The sequence below is a fragment of the Mesorhizobium sp. B2-5-13 genome, assembly GCF_006440535.1.
Taxonomy (GTDB): Bacteria; Pseudomonadota; Alphaproteobacteria; order Rhizobiales; family Rhizobiaceae; genus Mesorhizobium; species Mesorhizobium salmacidum.
This window is the reverse complement of sequence record NZ_VFUI01000011.1, coordinates 156,098-178,423: the sequence shown is the minus strand read 5'-3', so window position 1 is coordinate 178,423 and position 22,326 is coordinate 156,098. Positions and strand designations below refer to the sequence as shown.

The following is a 22,326-nucleotide window of genomic DNA, read 5'->3' as shown; positions in this document are numbered from 1 at the left end:
TGAAGCCGCCGATTTCGCCATGCTAGCCGAACATACGCCATACCAGCACAAGGAGACGGCCGATGAAGATCCTCGCCTATGACAACTTCAAACCCGGCGTCACCCTCGACGACTTGAAGCCCTATCTGCGCGATGAAGTCTCGAATGTCTGGCGGCTGTGGAAGGCGGGCATTGTGCGCGAAAACTATGCGCGCGCCGATGTCGGCGGCGTTATCATCGTTTTCGAGCTCGACACTGTCGAACAAGCCAGAAACTACACCGACGACTTCCCGCTGTCGAAGGCCGGGCTGCTGGAATGGCATTTTCTTGCCTTCGATTCCGCGCCGTTGCCGCTCGAATACCTCTTCGATCCAACGGTCGACATCGCCAAGCCGTGGGACCGGTCGGCGGCATGATCCGGTCGAACGAAGGGATAGAGATACCGACCAGCCTGGCGGAGTGGTGCAATCCGCGCCGCACGGCGCTGGTGGTCTACGACATGCAGGTCGGCATCTGCCGCCAGATCGCCGGCGCGGCCGACATTGTCGAGGCCACCGGCAGCGTCCTCGAAGCCGCCCGCTCGGCCGGCATGCGGGTGGCGTTCACGCGCCATCTCTCCTTGCCGTGCAAGTGGATGGGCGCCACCCAGCTGCGCACCGCAATGGCCTGGCAGCGGCGCGACAGTCCCGATACGGTCGAGCCCTGGTTCCCGCGCGATGCCGAGGCAACGGAGATCGTTACCGAACTCGCGCCACGCGCCGACGAGGCGGTGTTCGACAAGCTGACCATGTCGGCCTTCGATTCCACGGCGTTGAGCTTTGCCTTGCGCGATTGCGGTATCCGCGCCATCGCGCTCGCCGGCGTGGCGATGGAGATCGGCATCGAGCCGACCGTTCGCCAGGCGACCGACAATGGTTTTGTGGCCGTGGTGATCGAGGATGCCTGCGGCTTCGGCAACCGGCAGGCCCGCGACCGCTCGATGGCCACGCTTGGCTTCCTCGGCGAGGCTGTCATCACCGATGTCGCGGGTTTCCGCGGTGCGCTTGGCGCCGGGAGCTAGGCGCCTTGTCGGGTCTCGATATCGGTGCGGAAGCGGACGCCGTCCGCGCGCCCGTGCACATTGCCCCAGTCATAGAGCGCCTCAAGCGCCGCGGCCAGATCGCGGCCACGCTCGATCAAGACATAGCGTCCCTTTCCGTCCGGCGACGCTTCCAGCGCGACAAACCCGATCTCGACGAGATCGGCAAGGCGCTGCGTCAGCATCTTGTCGGAAAGCGAGGGGATCGATCGGCGCAACTCGGAATAGCGCAGCGGTCCTTGCTTGATCCGGGCCAGGATCACCGTCTTCCATTTGCCGCCGAGTGCGTCGAGCGCGAACTCGACCGGACAGCCGTAAAGTCTTCCGCGTTGCGCCATGCCGCCATCGTAGGCAACGCCCGGCGGCGACGGAAGCAGATTTTGCCCGGCCATATGGCCAGATTGCAGCATCAGGCTTTATCGGCGACAGCTTCATAGAGGAGAGCTACGATGAGTGTACGGGACGCCAATTCGGTCAATGCGCGCAAGCCGAAACCCGTGGCGATCGTCATCGCCAATCCAGCCGTCTCGACCACGACCGGCTGGCCGGTCGGCTTTTGGTGGAGCGAGCTGACGCACCCGTGGTTCGCTTTCACCGAGCGTGGTTATGATGTCGAGATCTTCTCGCCCGATGGCGGCAGATGCGAGGCCGACGCGCTGAGCGATCCGCGCGATCCCTCGGGCTATTCCGAAACCGACCTCATCTCGCTCGGCTTCATCTCGAGCCCGAAACTGGCGAGCCTGGTCGACAACACAAGGCCGGTGGCGGAGATCGAGCTCGACAGTTTCGACGCGATCGTCGTCGCCGGCGGCCAGGCTCCGATGTTCACCTATGACCGGGCGGAAACGCTGCAGCGAACCTTCGTTGCCTTCCATGAAGCGGGCAAGGTGGCGGCAGCTCTTTGCCATGGCACGGCGCTGCTGCGCTATGCTAGGCGCGCCGATGGATCGCTGCTCACCGCCGGCAAGACGGTGACCGGGTTCGCCAATATCGAGGAGGATTTTGCCGACAATGCGACCTGGCGGATGGACGCGCTGGAGCGCGGAAAACATTTGATGCCATGGCGGATCGAGGATGAGCTCAAGGCGATCGGCGCCAACTACATCCAGGCCGGCCTGTGGCGCGCCTTTGCAGTGCGCGACGGCAACCTGATCACCGGCCAGCAGAACTTTTCCGGCGCCGAGACCGCGCGCGCCGTGCGTGAGGTATTGGGCGGCTGAACCGTCTCGTCCGGCGGACAGCGGAAGGGACTTCAGTCTTAGTTGAGCAATAGCTAATATACATATAGCTTGGTCATGCGGGAGACGATCCCAAATCGAAGCCTAACCCGCAATGGCCGGTGCGACCCGCTTTCAACCCAAGCATCCCCGCACCGGCCATTCTTTTTCGTGGGGTAGCCCATGGCCAGCTTGAAATCGCAACCTGGGGGGCGCGATGTCGGCATTTCGGGGGGGAAATCCAGTCGAAGGCGGGAGCATCGCGCTCCCTTTGCAAGAGGTCTGCGTCAAGCCGTGAATATCTTAATTGGCTAAAGTGCGGAACGTCCAATGGACAAGTCCGGAACGTTTGAAGGCCCCTCGGACCAAGGCCTACCGGTGCGCAAGACTTTAGTCCTGCCGTCTTATAGCTAAGAACGGAAGTTGTTCGGCCCAGATAGGGCCACCTGGGCTAAATACCAGACTGCACTCAGCCGACTATGGTGCGATCGCGGAAGACGCTTTCGGGTTGAGCCGGATGCGGGTCTGCCGAATATACGATCGCCGCCGGAATTGCTCTATCCCAGCAACAGCTTGCTCAGCCTGGCGCACTGGACGCGGATATCGGGAATGGCGTCGATCTCGAAGAAGGTGCCGCGCGTCAACGGCCCGACGGCGAGGATTTTTCGCGAGACGGTGCCGTCGGCGGCGATAATCTCGCAATTGGCCGAGACGTCGAGGCCGATGCGCAGCGGATCGGGACGCGCCAGGCCGCGGTCGACCAGCGAGCGCACCACGCTGTTCGACGAGGTCGAGATGTCGCGCACGATGCCGGAGCAATCATAGATGCGGGCGACGTCGAATGTTTCGAGACGCTGTGTGTGGCGCGACTGGACCTCGACCGCGAAGCCGTCGCCCGGCGTGACGCCGACGACGCGCCCGGCGATCGGCCGGATGCGTCCCGATTGCACGGCCTCCGTCACCTTGGCGTAGACCTCGGGTGCCATGCGATGGCGATGGATGTCCCACCAGGCCTTGGTGTGTTCGACGAAGCGGCGCTTGGCCGAGGCGGGCCAGTTCTGCCAGATCTTCTGGTTGAAGGGGCGCAGGCCGTCGACGACGTCGCGCCAGTCGACGCCGGCCTTCTGGTTCTCGCGGATGAGGTCGCGGAACCAGCCGACGAAATAGGAGAGCTGGGTGCCGAGCGGGATGTCGGCGACGTCGAGCTTGATCGGATTGCCCTTGCGGTGCGGCGAGGGCAGCAGGCCGCGCCGCGACACCGCGATGATGTCGCCGCGATGGCCGCGCTGCTCCAGGGAAAGTAAGGCATCGACCATGCTGAGCCCGGTGCCCAGCACCACGATCCGGCTGTCCGGATCGAGCGCGGTATCGGCCTCCGAGCCCATCCGGATCGCATGGCCCTGCGCGGGCTGTTCGTCATGGCCGGTGGCCAGCACGGCAAGATGGGCAACCACGCTGGTGCCGTTGGCGAGCGCAACCTCGACGCCGGATCCGGTGGGCGAAATCGACAGGCTCTCCTCGCGGATCAGGCGCAGCCGGCCGGTCTCGCGCTCGCGCGTCTCCAGATCGTCGAGCAATTCCTTGAGATAGCGCGCATAGAGGCTGCGCGGCGCGTAGACCGGAGCCTGCTCCGGTGTCGCCAGCCCCCGTTCCAGCAGCCAGCGCCAGAAATTGCCGGGATCGTCGGCATAGGCGCTCATGCCGGCCGCACTGACATTCAGCACATGCGCCGACAGCAGCGTCGAATAGGCGATGCCCTGGCCGAAATGCGGGCGCTTTTCGATCAGTGTGACGCGCAGGTCCGGATTGGGCGATTTGAGCAGATGGGCGGCCAGCACGACGCCGCTGGCGCCGCCGCCGACGATGATGATGGAACTGGGGGTGATGGAAACGGTCCGCCCGGTCATGCGCAAGCGAGCCCCGTGCCAGGCGCCGGCTTCAGGCCTGGACCTTCACCACGACCGGCAGGTCGTCCCGCGCGACCGGGAGGTCGCTCATGCCCGACGCGATCGTAAGATCGTCGGCGCCCGACGCGATCGTAAGATCGTCGGCATCCCTCGCGATCGTAAGATCGTCGGCGTCCCTCGCGATCGTAAGATCGTCGGCGTCCCTCGCGATCGTAAGATCGTCGGCGATGTCGCGCATCTCGGCGAGGCTGCGCTGGTCGAGGACCTCGGCGATCGCCTGCCGGACCTCGAGCATCAGATGTCGGACTTGGCATGTCGCCTCGTTGCAGTCTTCACAGCGCTGATATTGTGTGCGGCTGGCGCAGGGGATCGGGGCCAGCGGCCCGTCGAGGACGCGCACGACGTGGCCGACCCTGATCTCGTCGGCGGGCCGCGCCAGGCGGTAGCCGCCCTCCTTGCCCTTGCGGCTCTGGACGAAGCCGGCATTGCGCAGCTCGCCGAGAATGGCGTCGAGAAACTTCTTCGGGATGTTGTTGCCGGTCGCGATATCGCCGACGAAGGCGAGCTGTCCTGCCGGCATCCGCGCGAGATGGACGAGCGCCTTGAGGCCGTACTTGCCTTTTTTGGTGAGCATGAACCGAACGTTTCTCTGTCATGCGATGGCCCTAGGCCATCCGTTGCGAAACGCCTGGCGTGCCTCCCCGCCGCGCCGAAGCATCCATCACACATAAATTCTAGCGACATGATATACAAGCCAATTGCGGTTGATCTTGTTTGGTTTTCAAGCCGTTGCGATGACTTTAGACCCGCCTTGTGACGCCAGGGACACAGAAGCGTGGCTTGCCTGCACGGAGGCTTGCAGCCGGGATCCGACGACGCCGGCGATTGCCCGATAGGCGGGGTGTAGCCCGTCATCGTCGATCACTCTATGTCGATAAGGTTACTATACTTAATCATCGGCGCGCGGAACGTGATTTTAAATTCTCCCCCATTTGAAGCATCGATTTGCTGGAGGAGGTGCCAAATCGGAATTCTCGTTCAGGTCGGGTTGACCGGGATCGCCTCCGGCTCGGAAGCAAGGCAACGCGCGCTCGGCATTCTAGGCGAGGTTGGCCTCGCCGACCGAGCCGATGAATGGCCCTCGGTGCTGTCCGGCGGCCAGAAGCAGCGCGTGGCGCTGGCCCGCGGGCTGGTCGGTTACCCGCAGGTCCTGGCGCTCGACGAGCCGCTCGGGGCGCTCGACGCGCTGACCCGTATCGAGATGCAGCAATTGCTTGAGCGTATCTGGATTGCCCAGAAATTCACCGCCGTGCTGGTCACGCATGATGTCGCCGAAGCGGTTGCGCTCGCCGACCGGGTGGTGGTGGTCAGCGGCGGCAAGATCGCGCTCGATCTGGATGTGCCGGTGGAACGACCGCGCCGCCGCGGTTCCGCCGAGCTTGCCCGTCTCGAAGGCAGGATTCTCGACCAGCTGTTCGGTTAAGGTCATTTCGGAAAAGTATGAAACGACTTTTCCGTCCGGGATCGCGCCAAACAAGAGTTTCAGGGCGAACGGTTCGCCCACACCAGCCCGGCCAGGCCGGCCAGCATGGCGGCGAGACCGATATAGAGCCATTGCGACTGGCCGGTCATGAAGCTGCCGCCGACCACGCCGTTGCCTTGCAGCGACCACAGGGCGCCCATGGCCAGAACGATCATGGCCAGCAGATTTTTGGTCAGTCTCATTGTCGGATCCCGTTTTTCAAGTCGATCGATTGCGGCGCTATCGCCGTGATGAAAGAGCCGAAGGAAGTGGCCAGATCGTGCAGACTTCTATTTGGAGATCAACGCTGGATCTTGTCATAAAAGTCCTTCGTGCCGATCAAAACATGATCGAAACTGGTTTCGGCGCGCCAAAAAGTCCCTGACAGACTGTTACCCGATGACTCCAAACGTGTGATCTTGCCATGGAACCGCCAAATCACCGCCGCATTTCGTGCCTTATTCTTTTCCTAACGGCTGGGGTCTGTCAAAAAACGGAGCCATCCCCCAAATATGAAGACCCCAAAACAGACTGCGCTTGTCGCGGTAACGATCGCTGTTGGCCTGATGGTCGGCGCCTCCGCCACTTCGGCAACCGCCGCCACCGGTCAGTGTGGCCGCGCTTCCTGGTACGCGCTGCACTCGAAAACCGCATCGGGCGAGCGTATGAACCCCTCGGGGCTGACCGCCGCCCATCGCACGCTGCCTTTCGGCACCAAATTGCGGGTCACCAACAAGAACAACGGCCGCAGCGTCGTGGTGCGCATCAACGATCGTGGTCCCTTCATCAAGGGCCGCGTGCTCGACCTGTCGAAGGGCGCCGCCGGCCAGCTCGGCTTCATCGGCTCCGGTCAGACTTCCGTCTGCATGGCGCGCGTCTGATCTGATCGTCTCCTGACCATGATCTCTCCCGCACCGCAGGCCAGCGGAGCAAAACGGGAACTTTCGGGATCATGGTCGGTGTCCGGTGCGAAGGCCTGACACATATCCTACACATTTCGGCACTGCACATTGAGCCGGCTGTGCCGTCCGGCGCTGGTTTTCAAGGCTTTGGACGAAATTAGCATTAGTCACGCCACGTGACGTATTGCATCGCAGCAATTAGTTGTTAACTTCCCCGCGAGACATCTAGGGATCGGCGCTGTTCGTCGTCCCTTCGGTCGCGGGGTAACGGATGTTCTACCAGCTCTACGAGATGAACCATGCCGCCCTGCAGCCGGCGCGGCTCTATGCCGACGCGGTCCGGTTGTTCTACTCCAATCCGCTCAACCCGGTTTCGCACACGCATTGGGGCCGTTCGGTCGCGGCAGGCGCCGAACTGTTCGAGCGCACCACGCGCCGCTACAGCAAGCCGCAATTCGGCCTGGACAAGACCGTGGTCGACTGGAAGAGCGTCGCTGTCACCGAAAAGACAGTCTGGTCGAAGCCGTTCTGCAATCTCGTCCGTTTCGAGCGCGCCGTTCCAGCCGGACGCAAGGCCGACCCGAAGCTTTTGATCGTGGCGCCGATGTCGGGCCATTACGCGACGCTGCTGCGCGGCACGGTCGAGGCGATGCTGCCCTATGCCGATGTCCATATCACCGACTGGGTCGATGCTCGCATGGTGCCGCTGGCCGATGGCAGCTTCGATCTCGACGACTATATCGACTACCTCATCGACATGCTGCACACGCTGGGTCCGGACACGCATGTGATGGGCGTGTGCCAGCCTTCCGTGCCGGTGCTTGCGGCCGTGGCGCTGATGGAGGCGAAGGGCGACCCTTTCGTCCCTTCGACGATGACCCTGATGGGCGGGCCGATCGACACCCGCCGCAACCCGACCGCCGTCAATCTGCTGGCCAAGGAAAAGGGCATCGACTGGTTCCGCGACAACGTCGTCATGCGCGCGCCTTGGCCGGTGCCGGGCTTCGGCCGCGAGGTTTATCCCGGTTTCCTGCAGCTTTCGGGTTTCATGAGCATGAATCTCGACCGCCACATCATCGCTCACAAGGAGTTCTTCATGCACCTTGTGAAGCACGATGGCGACAACGCCGAAAAGCACCGTGACTTCTATGACGAATATCTGGCGGTGATGGACCTGACGGCGGAGTTCTACCTGCAGACCGTCGACACCGTCTTCGTGCGCCATGCCCTGCCCAAGGGCGAGATGACGCATCGCGGCACCAGGATCGATCCGTCGGTTATCCGCAACGTCGCCCTGTTCACGGTCGAGGGCGAGAACGACGACATTTCGGGCCTTGGCCAGACCAAGGCGGCGCAGGACCTGTGCGTCAACATCCCCGCCGACAAGAAGGCGCACTATGTGCAGCCGGCGGTCGGCCATTACGGCGTCTTCAACGGCTCGCGCTTCCGCTCGGAGATCGTGCCGCGCATCGTCGACTTCATCACCAGCTATGGCCGCCAGACCCGGGTGGCGGTGAAGCCGAAACTGGTCCGCACCGCCAAGCGGTAGGCGTTTTGAAACAGGGCCGGCCGCGGATCCGATTCTGTTGCGTAAGTGCCGCTGTCCCTCCCCGCGGGTAACCATGCCGCAAATCAACTCGATGTCTTAATTGACACGGAGTGTAAATCGCCCTTAACGTTTCGTTAACAACAGGGCGAGCGGGGACAATGAATTCCTCAATCACGCGAAGGCTGCGCGTATGCGCGGCAGCCGGGCTGGCGTTAACGGGGGGCTGGATGACACCGGCCTGGGCTTCGGACGCGATGGCGACCGGGGGCCTCACCTCACAACCGATCGGCCATTACGATTTCTGCAAGCAGCGGCCGGGTGAATGCTCGATCCGCCCTGCCAACCTCGCGCCGGCGGTCCTGACCGACGGGTTGATGCGCAAGCTGGTCAACGTCACCGCAAGGGTCAATGCCGCCGTCAAGCCGATGAGCGACATGGACATCTACGGCAAGGACGAGGTCTGGGCCTATCCCGACAAGGGCGTCGGCGACTGCGAGGATTACGTGCTGGAGAAGCGGCGCCAGCTGTCCCGCATGGGCATGTCGCTCGCCGATCTCTTGATGACCGTGGTGCGCAAGCCCGACGGGGAAGGCCACGCCGTGCTGACCGTGCGCACCGACGGCGGCGACTATGTGCTCGACAATCTGACCGACAAGGTCAAGCCCTGGGACGAGACCGGCTACCGCTTCCTCAAGCGCCAGGCGATCGACAACACCGGCCGCTGGGTCTCGATCCGCGGCGGCCAGCAGGTTCTGGTGGGCTCGGTACAGTAGGGGAAAGCCGTCCGGTTAGGGCTGCGCACTCTCAGCGCTTCGTCATCCTCGGGTCTACGCGTCCGCTTCGTTGCCGCTCCGCCCGCGGATGACGAAGACGAGGAGGCTCCGCCGCGCACCTCCGTCCAAAAAATTCGCACCTCTCCGTGAACCATTTCCGTTCGCCCGGCGACACACAGCCGTGGACGATAGAAACCCAACCATGGAGACCTCGAATGACTGCTTTTCTGCGCAACACCCTTCTCGCCGCCGCTGCCGTTTCGGCCCTGACCGGATCCGCTCTGGCCGGCCAGACCATTCCAAGCTGCGCCAACAGCAACCTCAACGACCTGTGGGCCGGCCGCTGTTGCGGCGCCGCCGGCGCATCGGACTGCCTAGGCGGCGGACATGGCGGCCAGGATCATGGCGATCATGGCCGTGGCGGCAATGGCGGCAGCACGGCCGGCAAGAAATGATCTCACCACGGCTGCTCGCCGGCTGCTCGCCGGCGGGCGCTGTCTTGCGATCGGGCGATCGCCCGGCCGCCGTAAAGTCCGGGCGGAAACCCGCTTCTAGGATCGCCGGCCGAGTGCCGCGCGGATCGACGCAGTGATGCGCAGAAGCGCGGCCTCATCCAGCTTTTCGATGTTCTCGGCCAGAAGATTGGCAAGTTCGGTGGCGGCGGGGGAAAGACCCGACGTATCGAGTTTCACGCGCGGATGCGAGGTTTCGGCCAGCCGCGCCAGTTCCTCGGCGTCGTCCCAGATGATGTTGAAATAGCCGATGATCTTCTGGATCAGCGTCCAGGTCGGCGCGCCGCGCCTGCCATGCTCGAGCGCCGACAGATAGGCGGCGCTGACGCCGATCGCCGCCGCCATGTCTTTCTGGCTGACGCCGCGTTCGGCCCTCAGCGCGCGCAGCTTCTCGCCGAACGGCGTCATGCGCCCGGCCTCCTGAGAGCCCTCATGAGCGTGCCCGCCGCAGCCTGATATAGAGCGCGCCCGAGCCGCCATGGTTGCGGGCGGCATGGTCGTGGCTGGAGACCAGCGGCCGGAACGCCGGTGTCGACAGCCAGGCCGGCACGGCGCGCCGCAGGACGCCATCGCCGCCGGAGGACGACCCCTTGCCGGTGATGACCAGCACATAGCGGACGCCGCCGGCATGCGCCCGGTGCAGGAACGAGAACAGCAGCGAATAGGCCTCGTCCTGCGTCATGCCATGCAGGTCGACGCGGCCCTCGATCGGCAGCCGGCCTTTTTGCAACTTGTCCAGCGTCGGCTCATCGAGCCGGTGCGTGACATGCTGGACCTTCGGCTTTGCCGCGCCCGACGCGTTGGCAACGGGCTGAGCCGGTTGCGACGGCGTCGGCCTGGCATCGACGGCCAAATCTGGAATGTCGACGGCGGCACGACCCTTGAGCGGCTTGGCGGTGCGCGCCACCAGGCTCCACAGCACCCGGTCATCCTCGCTGAGTTTATCCGGGCGCCTGCTCATTTTGCGCCCCCGGCCAGCGCGCGTGGCACCAGCGCGTAAAAATCGGCGGCGTTGCGCACCACCCCGGCGATCTCGCCAGCGGCATCGCCCGAGCCGGCGAACAGGTCGCCGCGCGCCGGCCCGGTGATGGCCGAGCCGGTGTCCTGCGCGATCATCAGCCGGCGGAACGGTCGTTTGTCGAAGGCGGCAAGCGTCGGCGCGTCGATGTAAAAAGGCGTGCCGAATGTGTGCAGCAGCCGGTCGACGGCCACCGAGCGGCCCGGCGTCAGCGGCACCTTGGCGGCCGCGATCGGCCCCAGCGCGGCGTCGTCCACCGGGGCCTCGCGAAAGAAGATATAGGAGCGGTTCTGCCACAGGATCTCGTCGACCCGCTCCGGATGCGCCTTGAACCAGGCGCGGATCGACTGCATCGTCACGTCGGCGAGCGGAATTTCGCGCAGCTCGCTCAGGATTTTGCCCGGACCGGTGAAACGTTGGCCGGATTTGGCGGCGTAGGTGACGCGGCAAAGCCGGCCATCGGTCATGGCAAGCCGCGCCGCGCCTTGCACATGGATGAAGAAGGCATCGACCTTGTCGGCCAGCCAGGCGATCTCCAGTCCCTGGCCGGCGAGCGCGCCGCGCTCGATCGCGCCACGGTCGGGATGTTCGGTCAGCCCGTCGGCGGTCCGGCGGGCGAAGGCAAGGTAAGGATCCATCCCGGCGGGCCGGTTGGCGTCGTCGACATCGACGAGGTCGGCCGGACGCGACAGCAGCGGCACGGCAAAATGCTCGCTCCGTACCGGCGAGGCCTCGACTTGAGGCTCGTAGAAGCCGGTGACGAGGCCGGCGCCGGTCTCCGGCCGGACCAGCATGGGCACGAAATGGCGCTCGAAGAAGGCGCGGGCCTCGGATCGGTTCGCCGGCGCGGCGCCGCGCGCTTGCGCATAGGCCTCGGCGAAGGCGCCGAAATCGACACCCAGCGCACCGCTGCGATAGGCTTTTACCGGCACATGGAAGGCGGAGCGGGCAAAGGCCTCGAAGGCCGGCAGATGGTCGTCGTCACCCCAACCGGGCAGGTCGCCGAAGGACCTTTCAACAAGGAGGGGCGACAGCGACACCGGAGCCCGCCTGTTCCGGACTCAGTCTTCTTCTTCGGTGGCGACGAGCTTCCAGTTCGGATCGCGTGAGCGCGTGTCGCGGGCGAAAGTCCAGACATCCTTGACCTCGGCCACCGTTTCGGGGTCGCCGTCGATGACCGTGCCGGCCTGGTCGCGCGTCGCCGAGATCAGTTCGCTGATGATGCGCAGCGTCACATGCGCCTCGCCGCCCTTCATCTCGGCCGAGACGATGTCGGCCTTGTCGATGCCGACGAAGGAGGACTGGATTTTTTCCGACTTGGCCTCGCGCTCGCCGATCGCCGCGACGAAGCCGTCATAAACCTCGCGCGACAGAAGGTTCTTCAGCGTTTTGCGGTCGCCGTCGGCATAGGCCATGACGATCATCTCATAGGCCATCTTGGCGCCGTCGACGAACCCCTTGGGGTCGAAGGACGGATCATTGTCCTTGATCGCGCGCAGGCCTTTGTTGAGATCGGTGTCGGGCTTGGCGAAGGCGTCGATGGCCGTATAGGTGTCTGCCGGCACCGGCTCCCCGGGCGCCCGCTTGCGCGGCAGCGAAACCACGTTTTCGGGCTTCTGCGTGGCGTCCTTGTCGGTGCGCGCCGCCGTATAGGGATCGAAGGGCGGCCGCTCGCTACCGGTCCGACGGCCCAGCACGTTGCGCAGCTGGAAGAAGATCACCACCGCCGCGATCAGGAAGAAAATCGTGCCGAAGTCGAAGAAGCCCATATTTTCCGCCAATCAATCCCTGCCTCTAGGCCGGACCGTCCCAGCCGACAGGCCGCGGTCGCATAGCGTTCACCATTCAAAGCATATAGAACGCAAGGCGCAATCATTCAAATCAAAGGCAGGCATACCTATCTAACAGCCTCCGTGCCAGCGGCGATTGGTCGCCGGCGGGACAAAACAATCGAATGGTCGGTAAAGACTTGCGCATTTCGCTGCTTCCCTTCTTTCTCCTCGCGCTGCCGTTGCTGGAAATCGCCGGTTTCGTCGTCGTCGGCCGTGAGGTCGGCGCGCTGGCCACGGTCGGCCTGGTGCTGGCATCGAGCTTCGCCGGCGTGCTTTTGCTGCGCCACCAGGGTTTCGGCGTCATGACCCGCATCCGCGCCGAGATGGCTGCCGGCCGGGACCCCAGCGGCCAGCTCGCCCATGGCGCCATGATCGTGGTCGCGGCGATCCTTTTGATCATCCCCGGCTTCATCACCGACATCATCGGCCTGCTCCTGTTCCTGCCGCCGGTGCGCGACCTTGCCTGGAGCAGGCTGAAAGGCCGCATCGTCGTGGCCACCGATTTCTCCACCGGCGGCTTCCGCCGCCAGCGCGACAAGGTCATCGACCTCGAAGACGGCGACTATTCGCGCGAGGACGATCTCAAGCGCGGCCCGGACCACAACTCGCCGTGGCGGCGGCTGAAGGACGACTGAGGCTTCTCTTCGTCATCCTGGGGCGGAGCAAGGAGCGGAGCGACGCGCCTGCTTCGCCCGGGAATGACGACGCGACAAGCAAGGCGGCAAACCTTGTCTTGTCATGCCGGCCATGGTAGCGAACGCCCGATTTCAATTCGGTCAGCCCCGATTATTCGGTGAGCGAGACTGCACAGGGGAAAAAGGATATCGGCTCATGGCCAGCAATGATGACGCGCCGGTCGGCGCCAACGGCAACGGCAACGCGACGCAGCCCTCGCTCAACGTCCTGGCCCAGTATGTCAAGGACCTGTCCTTCGAAAGCCCCGGCGCGCCGAATTCGCTGCGCGGCCGCGACAAGGCGCCCGGCATCGCCATCAACGTCAACGTCAACGCCAACCCGCTCTCCGACAAGCAGTTCGACGTCAACCTGACGCTGAACGCCAAGGCTTCCTTCGACCAGGAAGTGCTGTTCAACGTCGAGCTGGTCTATGGCGGCGTCTTCGCCATTTCGGGCTTCCCGCAGGAGCACATGCTGCCGATCCTGTTCATCGAATGCCCGCGCCTTCTGTTCCCCTTCGCCCGCCAGATCATTGCCGAGGCGACGCGCAATGGCGGCTTCCCGCCGCTGATGCTCGACCCGATCGATTTCGCGCAGATGTTCCAGCAGAAGATCGCCGAGGACCAGGCCGCATCGCAGACCAAGGTGAGCTGAGGCTCGGCTGACAGGATACCTTGAAAAACCCGGCCTCGCGCCGGGTTTTTTTGTTGGCGTAGGCTTGGCGTCGCCCTGGCGCCACCGCCTCTCTCTTCGTCATCCTATGGCGGAGCAAGGAGCGAAGCGACGCGGCGCAGACCATAGGATCCATGCCGGGACTCCCGAGCGTTGCCACGGTCCAGAAGCTGCTCCGCTGCACTCCACGGCTGAGGTCGCGGCATGGATCCTCGGGTCTGCGCGTCCGCTTCGCCCGTGGATGACGAAGGAGAGGCCGTGGAGCGTCCCCTGCCAGTCCTGCGGAGCGCCGCACAACTCCTGCGGATTCCAGAACATTTCGCCACGTTACCCCGCTTTATCATTCCCTCTCGGCAATGGCGCCCCGGCGGTCGCAGCCGCCCCCGCATTGGCGAGCCTGTGATGACCGCCGGGCACCTTGGGCGGCATGCACCAACAAAAGAGGGAACGACGATGAAATTCATGCTGACCGACCGCAAGCTTCACCCGCGGGCCAAACCCGTCGCCGACGATTTCAGGACCGGCGGCATCAGCCGCCGCGAATATCTGGCGCTGATGGCCGGGCTCGGCGTCAGCGCCGCCGGCGCTTTTGCCCTGGGCGGCATCGCCGCGACCCCGGCCCGCGCCGCCGAACCGAAGAAGGGCGGAACCTTGCGCGTCGCCATGAACGTCAAGGGCTTCAAGGACCCGCGCACCTTCGATGGCGTCGAAATGTCCAACGTCGCGCGCCACTGCAACGAATATCTGGTGCGCTGGAACACCGATTTTTCGTTCGAGCCCTGGCTGCTGGAAAAATGGGAGATGAGCGACGACGCCAGGACGCTGACGCTGCATGTGCGCAAGGGCATCACCTGGTCAAACGGGGATGCCTTCAATGCCGACGATGTCGTCCACAACCTCACCCGCTGGTGCGAGGCCGGCGTTGCCGGCAATTCGGTCGCCGCACGCATGGGCGCGCTGGTCAATGCCGACACCAAGAAGGTGGTCGATGGCGGCATCGAGAAGGTCGACGACTTCACCATAAAGCTGAATTTGCCAAAACCCGACATCTCGCTGATCGCCGGCATGGCCGACTATCCCGCGCTGATCATGCACCGCTCCTATGATGGCGACGGCGATCCCCTGAAGGCTCTGGCGATCACCACGGGTCCCTGCGAGCTGGTCAAATGGGACGCCGAGACCGGAGCGGAGGTGAAGCGCAAGGACAAGCCGTGGTGGAAGGGCGAGTTCTACCTCGACGGCATCCAGTGGATCGACTACGGCTCCGACCCCAACGCCATGCTGTCGGCCTTCGAATCCGGCGAGATCGACACCGATCACGAAACCGCCTCCGATGCCGTCTCGCAGACCGACAAGATGGGGCTGAAGAATTCCGAGATCGCCACGGGGTCCACCATCGTCGCCCGCTTCAATGTCGGCAATCCGCCCTATGACGACGTCAAGGTCCGCCGCGCCGCCCAACTCGCCGTCGACAATTCGGCCGTGCTGGCGCTCGGCCTCAGCGGCCGCGGCAAGCCCGCCGACAACCACCATGTCGGCCCCATGCACCCCGAATATGCCGATATCGGCCCGGCCAAGCGCGATGTGGCGGAGGCCAAGAAGCTGCTCGCCGAATCCGGCAAGGCGGACCATGAATACGATCTGATCTCGGTCGATGTCGAATGGCAGAAGACCACTGGTGACGCGATCGCCGCGCAGATGCGCGAGGCCGGCCTCAAGATCAAGCGCACCGTGCTGCCCGCCGCCACCTTCTGGAACGACTGGAGCAAGTTCCCCTATTCCTGCACCGAATGGCTCGGCCGCCCGCTCGGTGTCCAGGTGCTGGCGCTGGCTTATAAATCCGGCGCGGCCTGGAACGAAAGCGCCTATGCCAACAAGGAATTCGACGAGCTGCTCGACAAGGCGCTGGCCATGCCCGACCCCAAGGCCCGCAAGGAGATCATGGCCAAGATCGAGCAGAATTTGCGCGACTCAGGCATCATCATCCAGCCCTACTGGCGCTCGGTCTACCGCACCTACCGCAAAGGCATAGAAGGCTGCGAACAGCACCAAGCGCTCGAACAGCATTTCGAGAAGGTTTGGATTGAAAGCTGAGGCTGAGCGCTGCGCCAACGTCGCGCCGCCCCTCACTGTCCTGCCGGCGTTCGTCGCTCGAAAAGCCAAGCAGTTGGCTTTTCGTCCGCTATGCGGACCGCTCCTCAACTCCCAGTAAACGGGGCGAGAGGGGCTGGTCGCAACGCCGGCGCTATTTCTGCAAGCTTTGGCGATTGGCGAAAGCCGCGATGACAGCGTCCCTCGCCCCGTTTACGGGGAGAGGATGCCGGCAGGCAGGTGAGGGGCGGCGCCGACGCAGTTCTTCCTGTCGCGGACGGGGGCTGATCTCGACGTATCAGCTGCCGCCCGGCCCTCGGCAGCGTCCAGATCCAACTGGCGCCAGATCCAACGGCGAAGGTCAGCACCGGGAATCCCGAGCGATGCGGAGCGCCCTTGGTTCACCTATCGTCCGGGGAAGATGGCCGGCGCGCATGCCGGTGAGACAATTGCCTGAGCCCCGCGCCGGCCACTAGCGACCTGATGAAGGTCCGCCGCCCGATTTGTGTACCGGGCCTATGCCGCGCGATCAACCGAGCCGGGCAGTTGGTATGAATTCGTACCAATCCGGGATTTATCGCGCGACCGGCGGCGACAGGCCTACCCGTCCCGGGAAACGGCGAACGTCTCTAGTGTGGGCAGACCGACACTGGACACGCGACAGCCGTCACGGCCGAAAGTCTCTCGCGCCTGTTCAGCGCCCAATGGCGCGTGTGTGCAACTGATGTCAATACGGAGCGGACACGCTTCGTGGCGGTGAAGAGCGTTCTTCCCTTCTCCCCTTGTGGGGCCCGAAGGGCGGGCGAGGCCCGTGACTCGCCCAGGGCGGTGGCCTCGCGAAGCGAGGTCGGATGAGGGGTGTTCCAGCTTGGCGAGACGTCAAAGCCACTTAGTCAAAGCAGAAAAACACCATCCTCTCACTCCGTGCAGCACCCCTCAACCGTCTCGGCGCTGCGCCCGAAAGCGCTCATCGCGCCGGCCTCAGCAGCGTCCAGATCCAGCCGGCGAAGGTCAGCACCAGGAAGGGATAGCCGGCGGCGGGCAGTGGCGCCGAGGTCGGCAGCAGGGGCGTGCCCCACAGCACCATGCCCACAGAGGCGAAGAACAGCGCGGCGGCGACGAACGCGGTGAACCGCATCCACAGCGCGAAAGTGCTGGGCACGCTGACCATGATGAGAGCCGCCGCCCAGAGCGAGATACCGCCGACATAGGAAGGCACGCTGGCCTCGAGCCCCGCCGCATTGCCGGCCAGCAGCAGGCTTTCGCCGGCGAGGAAGGTCAGGAAGCCCGCGGCGACGCAACCATTGCCGAGGCGCTGGTATTTCATGGTGAGCAAGGCCGCCGCCACCACCAGCGCAACGCCGTCGATCGCCCAGAGGGATTCGCGGAGCGGCGCGCTGGCGACGAAGGTGCCGGCAAGGCCGAAGATGCCGCCGATGACGAGGCCGAGAGAGGCGATGGTGTCTGAAGTGTTGGTGCGCATGTGATGTCCTCCCGAGCCGAGAGAATACCTTCGAAGGGCAGGCTCCTAAAGGGCGGCGTCCATGAGAACCGAATCCTCACCGATAGCGATCGCTGAGCCCGTCGAAGCCGTTGTTTGTTAGGATCGGTTGCGCGACTCACAAAGAAGGGATGTATATATAAGCAATCTATGCGTTAGCCGTTTGCTCTGGGGGGAGTTCGTGGCGTCATCCTTACTACCAATAATTGTTGACAATCGACACGAGGCGCTGCCTGCGGTCGCATGCTGTATCGGCTACGAAATGTCGAAATGGCGGGCCGGGAAGCTCGTTAAATTTATTTTTGATAGCCTGCCTGAATTCGTTCTTACAGAAGAGGAGATAGCAGAACTTAATGTTCTTTCGCCTTATTCCACTCTAGAAAAATCGATCCCATTTTTCACGAGTCCGACTAATCCATCTTCCGGCGGAGAAATAGGTGAGCTTTTGGCTCACAAGATTTTAAGTCGCGACTTTGATACGGCGCAGCTCGTAAAGCGGCTTCACTATAAGATGCGAAGCCGTGATGCCGTCACGGGCTTTGATATCGTTCATTTTCGACTCGATAGCTCGGGAGAACTGGAACTGTGGCTAGGAGAGTCTAAATTCTTTTCAAATCGGTCTAACGCTATCCAAAAAGCGATCGCCAGCCTAAACGACCACTTGGATAGCGGAATATTAACAGAGCGCAAATCCCTCATTGGCCCTAAGATTTCGAGATCTAGTCCTCATTTCGATAAGCTACAATGGATCTTCCATGAAGACACCAATTTGGACGAAATAATCTCGCGCATGGTTGTACCTATATTTATCGCAGCGAATACGAAGGTTTCAACGCCTGGGGAACTTCCCGCCCAATATCTCACTTCAGTGACCAGCGAGCTAGATGACATCTGTTCAAAAATTCAGGCCGCGCATGGGACCTATCTCGACTTTGTTTTCCTCTATGTCCCTTTGAACGACAAGGCCACACTAGATGGTGTCTGGGCCGCGAAGCTGGCGGCTTTCGCATGAATTTGGCCGAAGCGCGATCCTTGCTACAGGGAGATACCATCACAGGCGCGGATGCATTTGAACTGATCGATTTTGCCCACAAATTTTGGCACAATTCGCCAGCGCAGATAGACGCCCTTGATCTAATCGTCCGGCTCGTAGCGAGGCGAGATTACCTTGTACGTTCGCTTAGCGGGTCCAGCGATATGATTGACGACGTTTTACGGTTCGCCGGGCTCTATCCTTACATTGACTCGAGAAGTGACGGGACCAACGCTCTTATTCGAAATTGTATGAGCTTGCCCGAGTTTCCGAACATTGTCTTTCACAGAGCACAAGTCGGCGCTCTTGGATATCTGTTAAAGGGGAACTCCCTTATATTGTCTGCGCCAACCAGCTTTGGAAAAAGTCTTCTTGTCGACGTAACAATTCGCCTCCGCCACCCTCAAGTGGTTGTCATAGTGGTGCCTACTCTGGCACTCCTAGACGAATACAGGCGCCGCATAAAACCAGCTTTTCGAGAATATCAGGTCATCACCAAGGGAACCGAAGTACGAGGTCATGGTCGCGTTATTTTCTTAGGCACCCAAGAGAGAATTGAACAGAGAGAAGATATAGGCGACGTAGATCTTTTTGTAATTGACGAGTTTTATAAGCTTGACTTGAAACGCGGTGACGAGCGGTCCGCGTCTTTGAATAATGTCATGTCTATGTATTCTAAGCGATCCAAGCAAGTTTACTTGCTTGGTCCATCAATATCCTCCGTGAACGAACAAGGGGACGTAGAGACCTCATTGCCGTTCATGCGATCGGAATTTTCGCCGGTGGCAGTTGATATAGAGCGCGTACATCTGACCAAAGAGGAACCGAAACCCGCTCGCCTGCTGGACGTGTTGGACACCGTTAGAAGCCAACAAACCCTAGTCTATCTGCGATCACCGCGCTCAACCTACAAATGTGGCATCGAGGCGATAGGCCTCTCAGGGCTCAAGGGGCGCAAGCATGCGTTGGAGCTGGCGATGTGGGTGCGCCAAAACTATCATTCCCAATGGATACTTGCCGATTGCCTCGAAAAGGGTGTCGGCATTCACCACGGGCGGATACCCCGCGCCCTAGCGCAATATCAGATCGCGCTCTTCAACGATGGCCTAATAGATACGATTCTTTGCACATCGTCGATGATTGAGGGCGTCAACACAAAAGCGAAAAATGTAATTATCTACGACAATTACATAAGCTCTGATAAACTGGACAGGTTTACATTTGACAACATCAAAGGACGAGCTGGGCGGATGTTCCAGCACTTTATTGGAAAGGTCTTTTTGTTCGGAGACGCGCCTCTGGGTGAGGACCTTGAAGTCGAGATCCCGCTTTTCAATGGGTTCGACAATGCTCCGGATGAGATAATCGCCAGTATGCCAATAGAAGCTCTCGGACCTAGCGCGCGGAGGCGCCGCGAGAGTCTTCTTAGGAGGAGCAGCCTTTCTCCAGATCTATTCCGCAGATGGGCGCGCTACGGGATAGATGGCCTAAATAATCTTGCGGAGGAACTAGCTGATAGGAACCAAGACCCGCTTATCGCCTGGAGCGGCCAGGGATCGTTTGAGGAGATGGAGGCAACATTCGATCTAATCTGGAGACATCTGGAGTTTTCTAAACACAATATACGATCAGGACGACAAGCTGCCTTCTATGCGAACCGGCTTCGATCTTCGTCATCGATAAAGGAATTTCTGGAAGAACTCAGCCGATCATCCGATCCGCTAAAATTCCAAACTGAGATCGATGTTGGGTTGAACTTTCTGCGCGCCGCCGAGTTTACACTTCCTCAGGTTCTGCTGGCGACGCAAGATATCGCAAGTGAAATAAGCATATCAAATTTGGACTACAGTATATTATGCGGGCGTCTGCCCATGTGGTTTTTCTCTAAGGACTACCAATCTTTTGAGGAAAGTGGCGTTCCATTTCCCACGGCTATTTCTCTTAACATATCGTCTACTGAAGTCCTGGAGTATCCGGAGTACGTCGCTCTAATGAAGAACAGCGAAAACTTCATAGACCAAGACATAATGAGCCGATGGATTAACGAAGAGTTCGCAACTCAATCGCCCATCTTCAGCGCTTGAATAAACGCCTCCTGCGGAATATCGACCTTCCCAAACTGGCGCATCCGCTTCTTGCCTTCTTTCTGCTTGTCCAGCAGCTTGCGTTTGCGCGAGACGTCGCCGCCGTAGCACTTCGCCGTGACGTCCTTGCGCAGGGCGGAGATGGTTTCGCGCGCGATGACCTTGCCGCCGATCGCGGCCTGGATCGGGATCTTGAACAGGTGGTGCGGGATCAGCTCCTTCAGCTTTTCGCACATCTGCCGGCCGCGCTTTTCCGCCGCCGTGCGGTGCACCAGCATCGACAGCGCGTCGACCGGCTCCTCGTTGACCAGGATCGACATTTTCACCAGGTCGCCCTCGCGGTAGTCGGTCAGGTGATAGTCGAACGAGGCATAGCCTTTTGAGATCGACTTCAGCCGGTCATAGAAATCGAAGACGACTTCGTTGAGCGGCAGGTCGTAGGTCAGCATGGCGCGTTTGCCGACATAGGACAGGTCGGCCTGGATGCCGCGCCGGTCCTGGCAGAGTTTCAATATGCCGCCGAGATAGTCGTCGGGGGTCAGTATGGTGGCGCGGATCCACGGCTCCTCGATCGCGGAGATCTTCACCACGTCGGGCATGTCGGCCGGGTTGTGCAGTTCCTTCACCGAGCCGTCATTGAGCAGCAGCCGGTAGACGACCGATGGCGCGGTGGCGATCAGGTCGAGGTTGAACTCACGCTCCAGCCGCTCCTGGATGATTTCCAGATGCAAGAGGCCCAGGAAGCCGCAGCGATAGCCGAAACCGAGCGCCGCACTGGTTTCCATCTCATAAGAGAAAGAGGCATCGTTGAGGCGCAGTTTGCCGACGGCGGCGCGCAAATCCTCGAAATCGGCGGCGTCGACCGGGAACAGGCCGCAGAACACCACCGGCTGCGCCGGCTTGAAGCCGGGCAGGGCATGCGCGGTCTGCCGCTTGTCCTCGGTGATGGTGTCGCCGACGCGGGTGTCGGCCACTTCCTTGATCGAGCCGGTGAAGAAACCGAACTCGCCAGGGCCGAGCTCCTCGACATTGATGCGGGCGGGCGTGAACACGCCGGTGCGCTCGACCAGGTATTTCGCGCCCGTGCCCATCATGCGGATGGTCTGGCCCTTCTTCAGCACGCCGTCGATGATGCGCACCAGCACGATGACGCCGAGATAGGCGTCGTACCAGCTGTCGACCAGCATCGCTTTCAGGGGGGCTGCGGCATCGCCCTCGCGCGGCGGCGGCAATTGGTGGACGATGGCTTCGAGCACGTCGGGAATGCCGAGGCCGGTCTTGGCCGAGATCAGCACGGCGTTGGAGGCGTCGATGCCGATCACCTCCTCGACCTGCTCGCGGATGCGCTCGGGCTCGGCGGCGGGCAGGTCGACCTTGTTCAGCACCACGACGATCTCGTGGTTGTTGTCGATCGCCTGGTAGACATTGGCGAGCGTCTGCGCCTCGACACCCTGGGAGGCATCGACGACCAGCAGCGAGCCCTCGCAGGCGGCGAGCGACCGCGACACTTCATAGGCGAAGTCGACATGGCCGGGCGTGTCGATCAGGTTGAGGATATAGTCCTCGCCATTGTTGGCGCGGTATTTCAGCCGCACCGTCTGCGCCTTGATGGTGATGCCGCGCTCGCGCTCGATGTCCATCGAGTCCAGCACCTGCTCCTTCATGTCGCGCAGCTCCAGCCCGCCGGTGGACTGGATCAGGCGGTCGGCAAGCGTGGATTTGCCATGGTCGATATGGGCGACGATGGAAAAATTGCGGATGTGGTCGAGGGGCGTGCTCATGCCGCGCGCTTTAGCAGGGGCGGCAATCGGCGGCAAGGCTTGCGGCGCAAGGGCTGCCTTGCGGGTCACAAAGCGGTGACATCGGCCAAAAAACCGGGAAAACCGGCCCGCGGGCGAAGAATGCGTAAACTTTGATCGATCACATTAGACCTTGGTTTGCCGGCGGTATGGTAAATGCTCGAACGCTAATGTCTGTTGGG

Annotated in this window: 21 protein-coding genes and 2 pseudogenes; 13 read left to right on the top strand and 10 right to left on the bottom strand. The window is 62.0% G+C overall.

The annotated features are described in order from the left end of the window. The first annotated feature begins 62 nt into the window (after positions 1–62). Complete coding sequence (locus FJ434_RS19600; protein ID WP_140749773.1) at positions 63–395, top strand: hypothetical protein; 333 nt, start codon at positions 63–65, stop codon at positions 393–395. Further along, positions 392–1,039: a cysteine hydrolase gene (locus FJ434_RS19595; protein WP_140749776.1), complete on the top strand. Its 648-nt coding sequence runs from the start codon at positions 392–394 to the stop codon at positions 1,037–1,039. Before FJ434_RS19600 ends, FJ434_RS19595 begins: the two co-directional genes overlap by 4 nt. Here FJ434_RS19595 and FJ434_RS19590 read toward each other — a convergent pair. After that, complete coding sequence (locus tag FJ434_RS19590) at positions 1,036–1,467, bottom strand: helix-turn-helix domain-containing protein (RefSeq protein WP_246678317.1); 432 nt, start codon at positions 1,465–1,467, stop codon at positions 1,036–1,038. The genes FJ434_RS19595 and FJ434_RS19590 overlap by 4 nt on opposite strands. 39 nt (positions 1,468–1,506) lie before the next feature. Here FJ434_RS19590 and FJ434_RS19585 point away from each other — a divergent pair, with 39 nt between their 5' ends. Continuing rightward, positions 1,507–2,277, top strand: a complete 771-nt coding sequence (locus FJ434_RS19585; RefSeq protein ID WP_140749778.1) for a type 1 glutamine amidotransferase domain-containing protein — start codon at positions 1,507–1,509, stop codon at positions 2,275–2,277. Between the two features lie 554 nt (positions 2,278–2,831). On the opposite strand, the gene FJ434_RS19580 is transcribed toward FJ434_RS19585, so the two are convergent. Then, positions 2,832–4,181, bottom strand: coding sequence for an FAD/NAD(P)-binding protein (locus FJ434_RS19580; RefSeq protein ID WP_140749781.1), 1,350 nt, complete (start codon positions 4,179–4,181; stop codon positions 2,832–2,834). Positions 4,182–4,410: 229 nt separating this feature from the next. After that, positions 4,411–4,815 (bottom strand): annotated as a pseudogene (locus FJ434_RS19575) (Rrf2 family transcriptional regulator); the annotation flags it as partial. Between the two features lie 402 nt (positions 4,816–5,217). On the opposite strand from FJ434_RS19575, the pseudogene FJ434_RS19570 reads away from it, so the two are divergent. Then, positions 5,218–5,664: pseudogene (locus FJ434_RS19570) on the top strand (ATP-binding cassette domain-containing protein); the annotation flags it as partial. A 59-nt stretch (positions 5,665–5,723) separates the two neighbouring features. Here the strand turns inward: FJ434_RS19570 and FJ434_RS29840 are convergent. After that, a complete protein-coding gene (locus FJ434_RS29840; protein WP_181165989.1) occupies positions 5,724–5,906 on the bottom strand; it encodes a hypothetical protein in 183 nt (60 codons plus the stop codon). Between the two features lie 309 nt (positions 5,907–6,215). On the opposite strand from FJ434_RS29840, the gene FJ434_RS19560 reads away from it, so the two are divergent. The 4 genes from FJ434_RS19560 (at position 6,216) to FJ434_RS19545 (ending at position 9,382) form a co-directional block, all read left to right on the top strand. Next, positions 6,216–6,584, top strand: a complete 369-nt coding sequence (locus FJ434_RS19560) for a septal ring lytic transglycosylase RlpA family protein (protein ID WP_140507150.1) — start codon at positions 6,216–6,218, stop codon at positions 6,582–6,584. Between the two features lie 292 nt (positions 6,585–6,876). Then, on the top strand, positions 6,877–8,154 hold the full coding sequence (locus FJ434_RS19555; RefSeq protein WP_140749784.1) for a polyhydroxyalkanoate depolymerase: 1,278 nt from the start codon (positions 6,877–6,879) through the stop codon (positions 8,152–8,154). Between the two features lie 158 nt (positions 8,155–8,312). Next, entirely contained in the window at positions 8,313–8,927 is a 615-nt protein-coding gene (locus FJ434_RS19550) for a transglutaminase-like cysteine peptidase (RefSeq protein WP_140749787.1), read from the top strand. 215 nt (positions 8,928–9,142) lie between these two features. Then, positions 9,143–9,382 carry a hypothetical protein gene (locus FJ434_RS19545; protein WP_140749790.1) on the top strand — a complete coding sequence of 80 codons (240 nt, stop codon included), beginning with the start codon at positions 9,143–9,145 and terminating at the stop codon, positions 9,380–9,382. 96 nt (positions 9,383–9,478) lie between these two features. Here FJ434_RS19545 and FJ434_RS19540 read toward each other — a convergent pair whose 3' ends face one another. The 4 genes from FJ434_RS19540 to FJ434_RS19525 are packed head-to-tail and all read right to left on the bottom strand — an operon-like array spanning position 9,479 to position 12,226. Next, positions 9,479–9,847, bottom strand: a complete 369-nt coding sequence (locus FJ434_RS19540; RefSeq protein WP_140507142.1) for a helix-turn-helix transcriptional regulator — start codon at positions 9,845–9,847, stop codon at positions 9,479–9,481. A 22-nt stretch (positions 9,848–9,869) separates the two neighbouring features. After that, a complete protein-coding gene (locus FJ434_RS19535; protein WP_140715760.1) occupies positions 9,870–10,400 on the bottom strand; it encodes a Smr/MutS family protein in 531 nt (176 codons plus the stop codon). After that, the gene (locus FJ434_RS19530) at positions 10,397–11,497 is read right to left on the bottom strand and encodes a murein transglycosylase A (protein WP_140749793.1); all 1,101 of its coding nucleotides are present in this window, start codon (positions 11,495–11,497) and stop codon (positions 10,397–10,399) included. Before FJ434_RS19530 ends, FJ434_RS19535 begins: the two co-directional genes overlap by 4 nt. Positions 11,498–11,518: 21 nt before the next feature. Then, positions 11,519–12,226: a Tim44/TimA family putative adaptor protein gene (locus FJ434_RS19525; RefSeq protein ID WP_140507136.1), complete on the bottom strand. Its 708-nt coding sequence runs from the start codon at positions 12,224–12,226 to the stop codon at positions 11,519–11,521. A gap of 200 nt (positions 12,227–12,426) precedes the next feature. Between FJ434_RS19525 and FJ434_RS19520 the strand changes: the two genes are divergently transcribed. From FJ434_RS19520 to FJ434_RS19510, 3 genes are all read left to right on the top strand, one after another. After that, positions 12,427–12,924, top strand: coding sequence for an FxsA family protein (locus tag FJ434_RS19520; RefSeq protein ID WP_027145706.1), 498 nt, complete (start codon positions 12,427–12,429; stop codon positions 12,922–12,924). Positions 12,925–13,120: 196 nt separating this feature from the next. After that, the gene (secB, locus tag FJ434_RS19515; protein WP_027145705.1) at positions 13,121–13,618 is read left to right on the top strand and encodes a protein-export chaperone SecB; all 498 of its coding nucleotides are present in this window, start codon (positions 13,121–13,123) and stop codon (positions 13,616–13,618) included. A 471-nt stretch (positions 13,619–14,089) separates the two neighbouring features. Further along, positions 14,090–15,730: an ABC transporter substrate-binding protein gene (locus tag FJ434_RS19510; protein ID WP_140749796.1), complete on the top strand. Its 1,641-nt coding sequence runs from the start codon at positions 14,090–14,092 to the stop codon at positions 15,728–15,730. A 964-nt stretch (positions 15,731–16,694) separates the two neighbouring features. On the opposite strand, the gene FJ434_RS29835 is transcribed toward FJ434_RS19510, so the two are convergent. Next, positions 16,695–17,210, bottom strand: a complete 516-nt coding sequence (locus tag FJ434_RS29835; protein ID WP_181165990.1) for a hypothetical protein — start codon at positions 17,208–17,210, stop codon at positions 16,695–16,697. 199 nt (positions 17,211–17,409) lie between these two features. On the opposite strand from FJ434_RS29835, the gene FJ434_RS19495 reads away from it, so the two are divergent. Next, positions 17,410–18,240 (top strand): DUF1837 domain-containing protein, encoded by an 831-nt coding sequence (locus FJ434_RS19495; protein WP_140749799.1) that lies wholly within the window; start codon positions 17,410–17,412, stop codon positions 18,238–18,240. Next, positions 18,237–20,345, top strand: a complete 2,109-nt coding sequence (locus tag FJ434_RS19490; RefSeq protein WP_140749802.1) for a DEAD/DEAH box helicase — start codon at positions 18,237–18,239, stop codon at positions 20,343–20,345. Before FJ434_RS19495 ends, FJ434_RS19490 begins: the two co-directional genes overlap by 4 nt. On the opposite strand, the gene lepA is transcribed toward FJ434_RS19490, so the two are convergent. Continuing rightward, the gene (gene lepA / locus FJ434_RS19485; RefSeq protein ID WP_140749805.1) at positions 20,321–22,126 is read right to left on the bottom strand and encodes a translation elongation factor 4; all 1,806 of its coding nucleotides are present in this window, start codon (positions 22,124–22,126) and stop codon (positions 20,321–20,323) included. The genes FJ434_RS19490 and lepA overlap by 25 nt on opposite strands. Between the last annotated feature and the right edge of the window lie 200 nt (positions 22,127–22,326).

What these genes read in the sequence shown, in the direction of transcription:
- FJ434_RS29835 (WP_181165990.1), bottom strand. Translation starts at nt 17,210, where the DNA reads ATGCGCACCAACACTTCAGACACCATCGCCTCTCTCGGCCTCGTCATC.
- FJ434_RS19525 (WP_140507136.1), bottom strand. Translation starts at nt 12,226, where the DNA reads ATGGGCTTCTTCGACTTCGGCACGATTTTCTTCCTGATCGCGGCGGTG.
- FJ434_RS19540 (WP_140507142.1), bottom strand. Translation starts at nt 9,847, where the DNA reads ATGACGCCGTTCGGCGAGAAGCTGCGCGCGCTGAGGGCCGAACGCGGC.
- FJ434_RS29840 (WP_181165989.1), bottom strand. Translation starts at nt 5,906, where the DNA reads ATGAGACTGACCAAAAATCTGCTGGCCATGATCGTTCTGGCCATGGGC.
- FJ434_RS19555 (WP_140749784.1), top strand. Translation starts at nt 6,877, where the DNA reads ATGTTCTACCAGCTCTACGAGATGAACCATGCCGCCCTGCAGCCGGCG.
- FJ434_RS19580 (WP_140749781.1), bottom strand. Translation starts at nt 4,181, where the DNA reads ATGACCGGGCGGACCGTTTCCATCACCCCCAGTTCCATCATCATCGTC.
- FJ434_RS19585 (WP_140749778.1), top strand. Translation starts at nt 1,507, where the DNA reads ATGAGTGTACGGGACGCCAATTCGGTCAATGCGCGCAAGCCGAAACCC.
- FJ434_RS19510 (WP_140749796.1), top strand. Translation starts at nt 14,090, where the DNA reads ATGAAATTCATGCTGACCGACCGCAAGCTTCACCCGCGGGCCAAACCC.
- FJ434_RS19560 (WP_140507150.1), top strand. Translation starts at nt 6,216, where the DNA reads ATGAAGACCCCAAAACAGACTGCGCTTGTCGCGGTAACGATCGCTGTT.
- FJ434_RS19535 (WP_140715760.1), bottom strand. Translation starts at nt 10,400, where the DNA reads ATGAGCAGGCGCCCGGATAAACTCAGCGAGGATGACCGGGTGCTGTGG.
- FJ434_RS19545 (WP_140749790.1), top strand. Translation starts at nt 9,143, where the DNA reads ATGACTGCTTTTCTGCGCAACACCCTTCTCGCCGCCGCTGCCGTTTCG.
- secB (WP_027145705.1), top strand. Translation starts at nt 13,121, where the DNA reads ATGGCCAGCAATGATGACGCGCCGGTCGGCGCCAACGGCAACGGCAAC.
- lepA (WP_140749805.1), bottom strand. Translation starts at nt 22,126, where the DNA reads ATGAGCACGCCCCTCGACCACATCCGCAATTTTTCCATCGTCGCCCAT.
- FJ434_RS19590 (WP_246678317.1), bottom strand. Translation starts at nt 1,467, where the DNA reads ATGCTGCAATCTGGCCATATGGCCGGGCAAAATCTGCTTCCGTCGCCG.
- FJ434_RS19595 (WP_140749776.1), top strand. Translation starts at nt 392, where the DNA reads ATGATCCGGTCGAACGAAGGGATAGAGATACCGACCAGCCTGGCGGAG.
- FJ434_RS19600 (WP_140749773.1), top strand. Translation starts at nt 63, where the DNA reads ATGAAGATCCTCGCCTATGACAACTTCAAACCCGGCGTCACCCTCGAC.
- FJ434_RS19550 (WP_140749787.1), top strand. Translation starts at nt 8,313, where the DNA reads ATGAATTCCTCAATCACGCGAAGGCTGCGCGTATGCGCGGCAGCCGGG.
- FJ434_RS19490 (WP_140749802.1), top strand. Translation starts at nt 18,237, where the DNA reads ATGAATTTGGCCGAAGCGCGATCCTTGCTACAGGGAGATACCATCACA.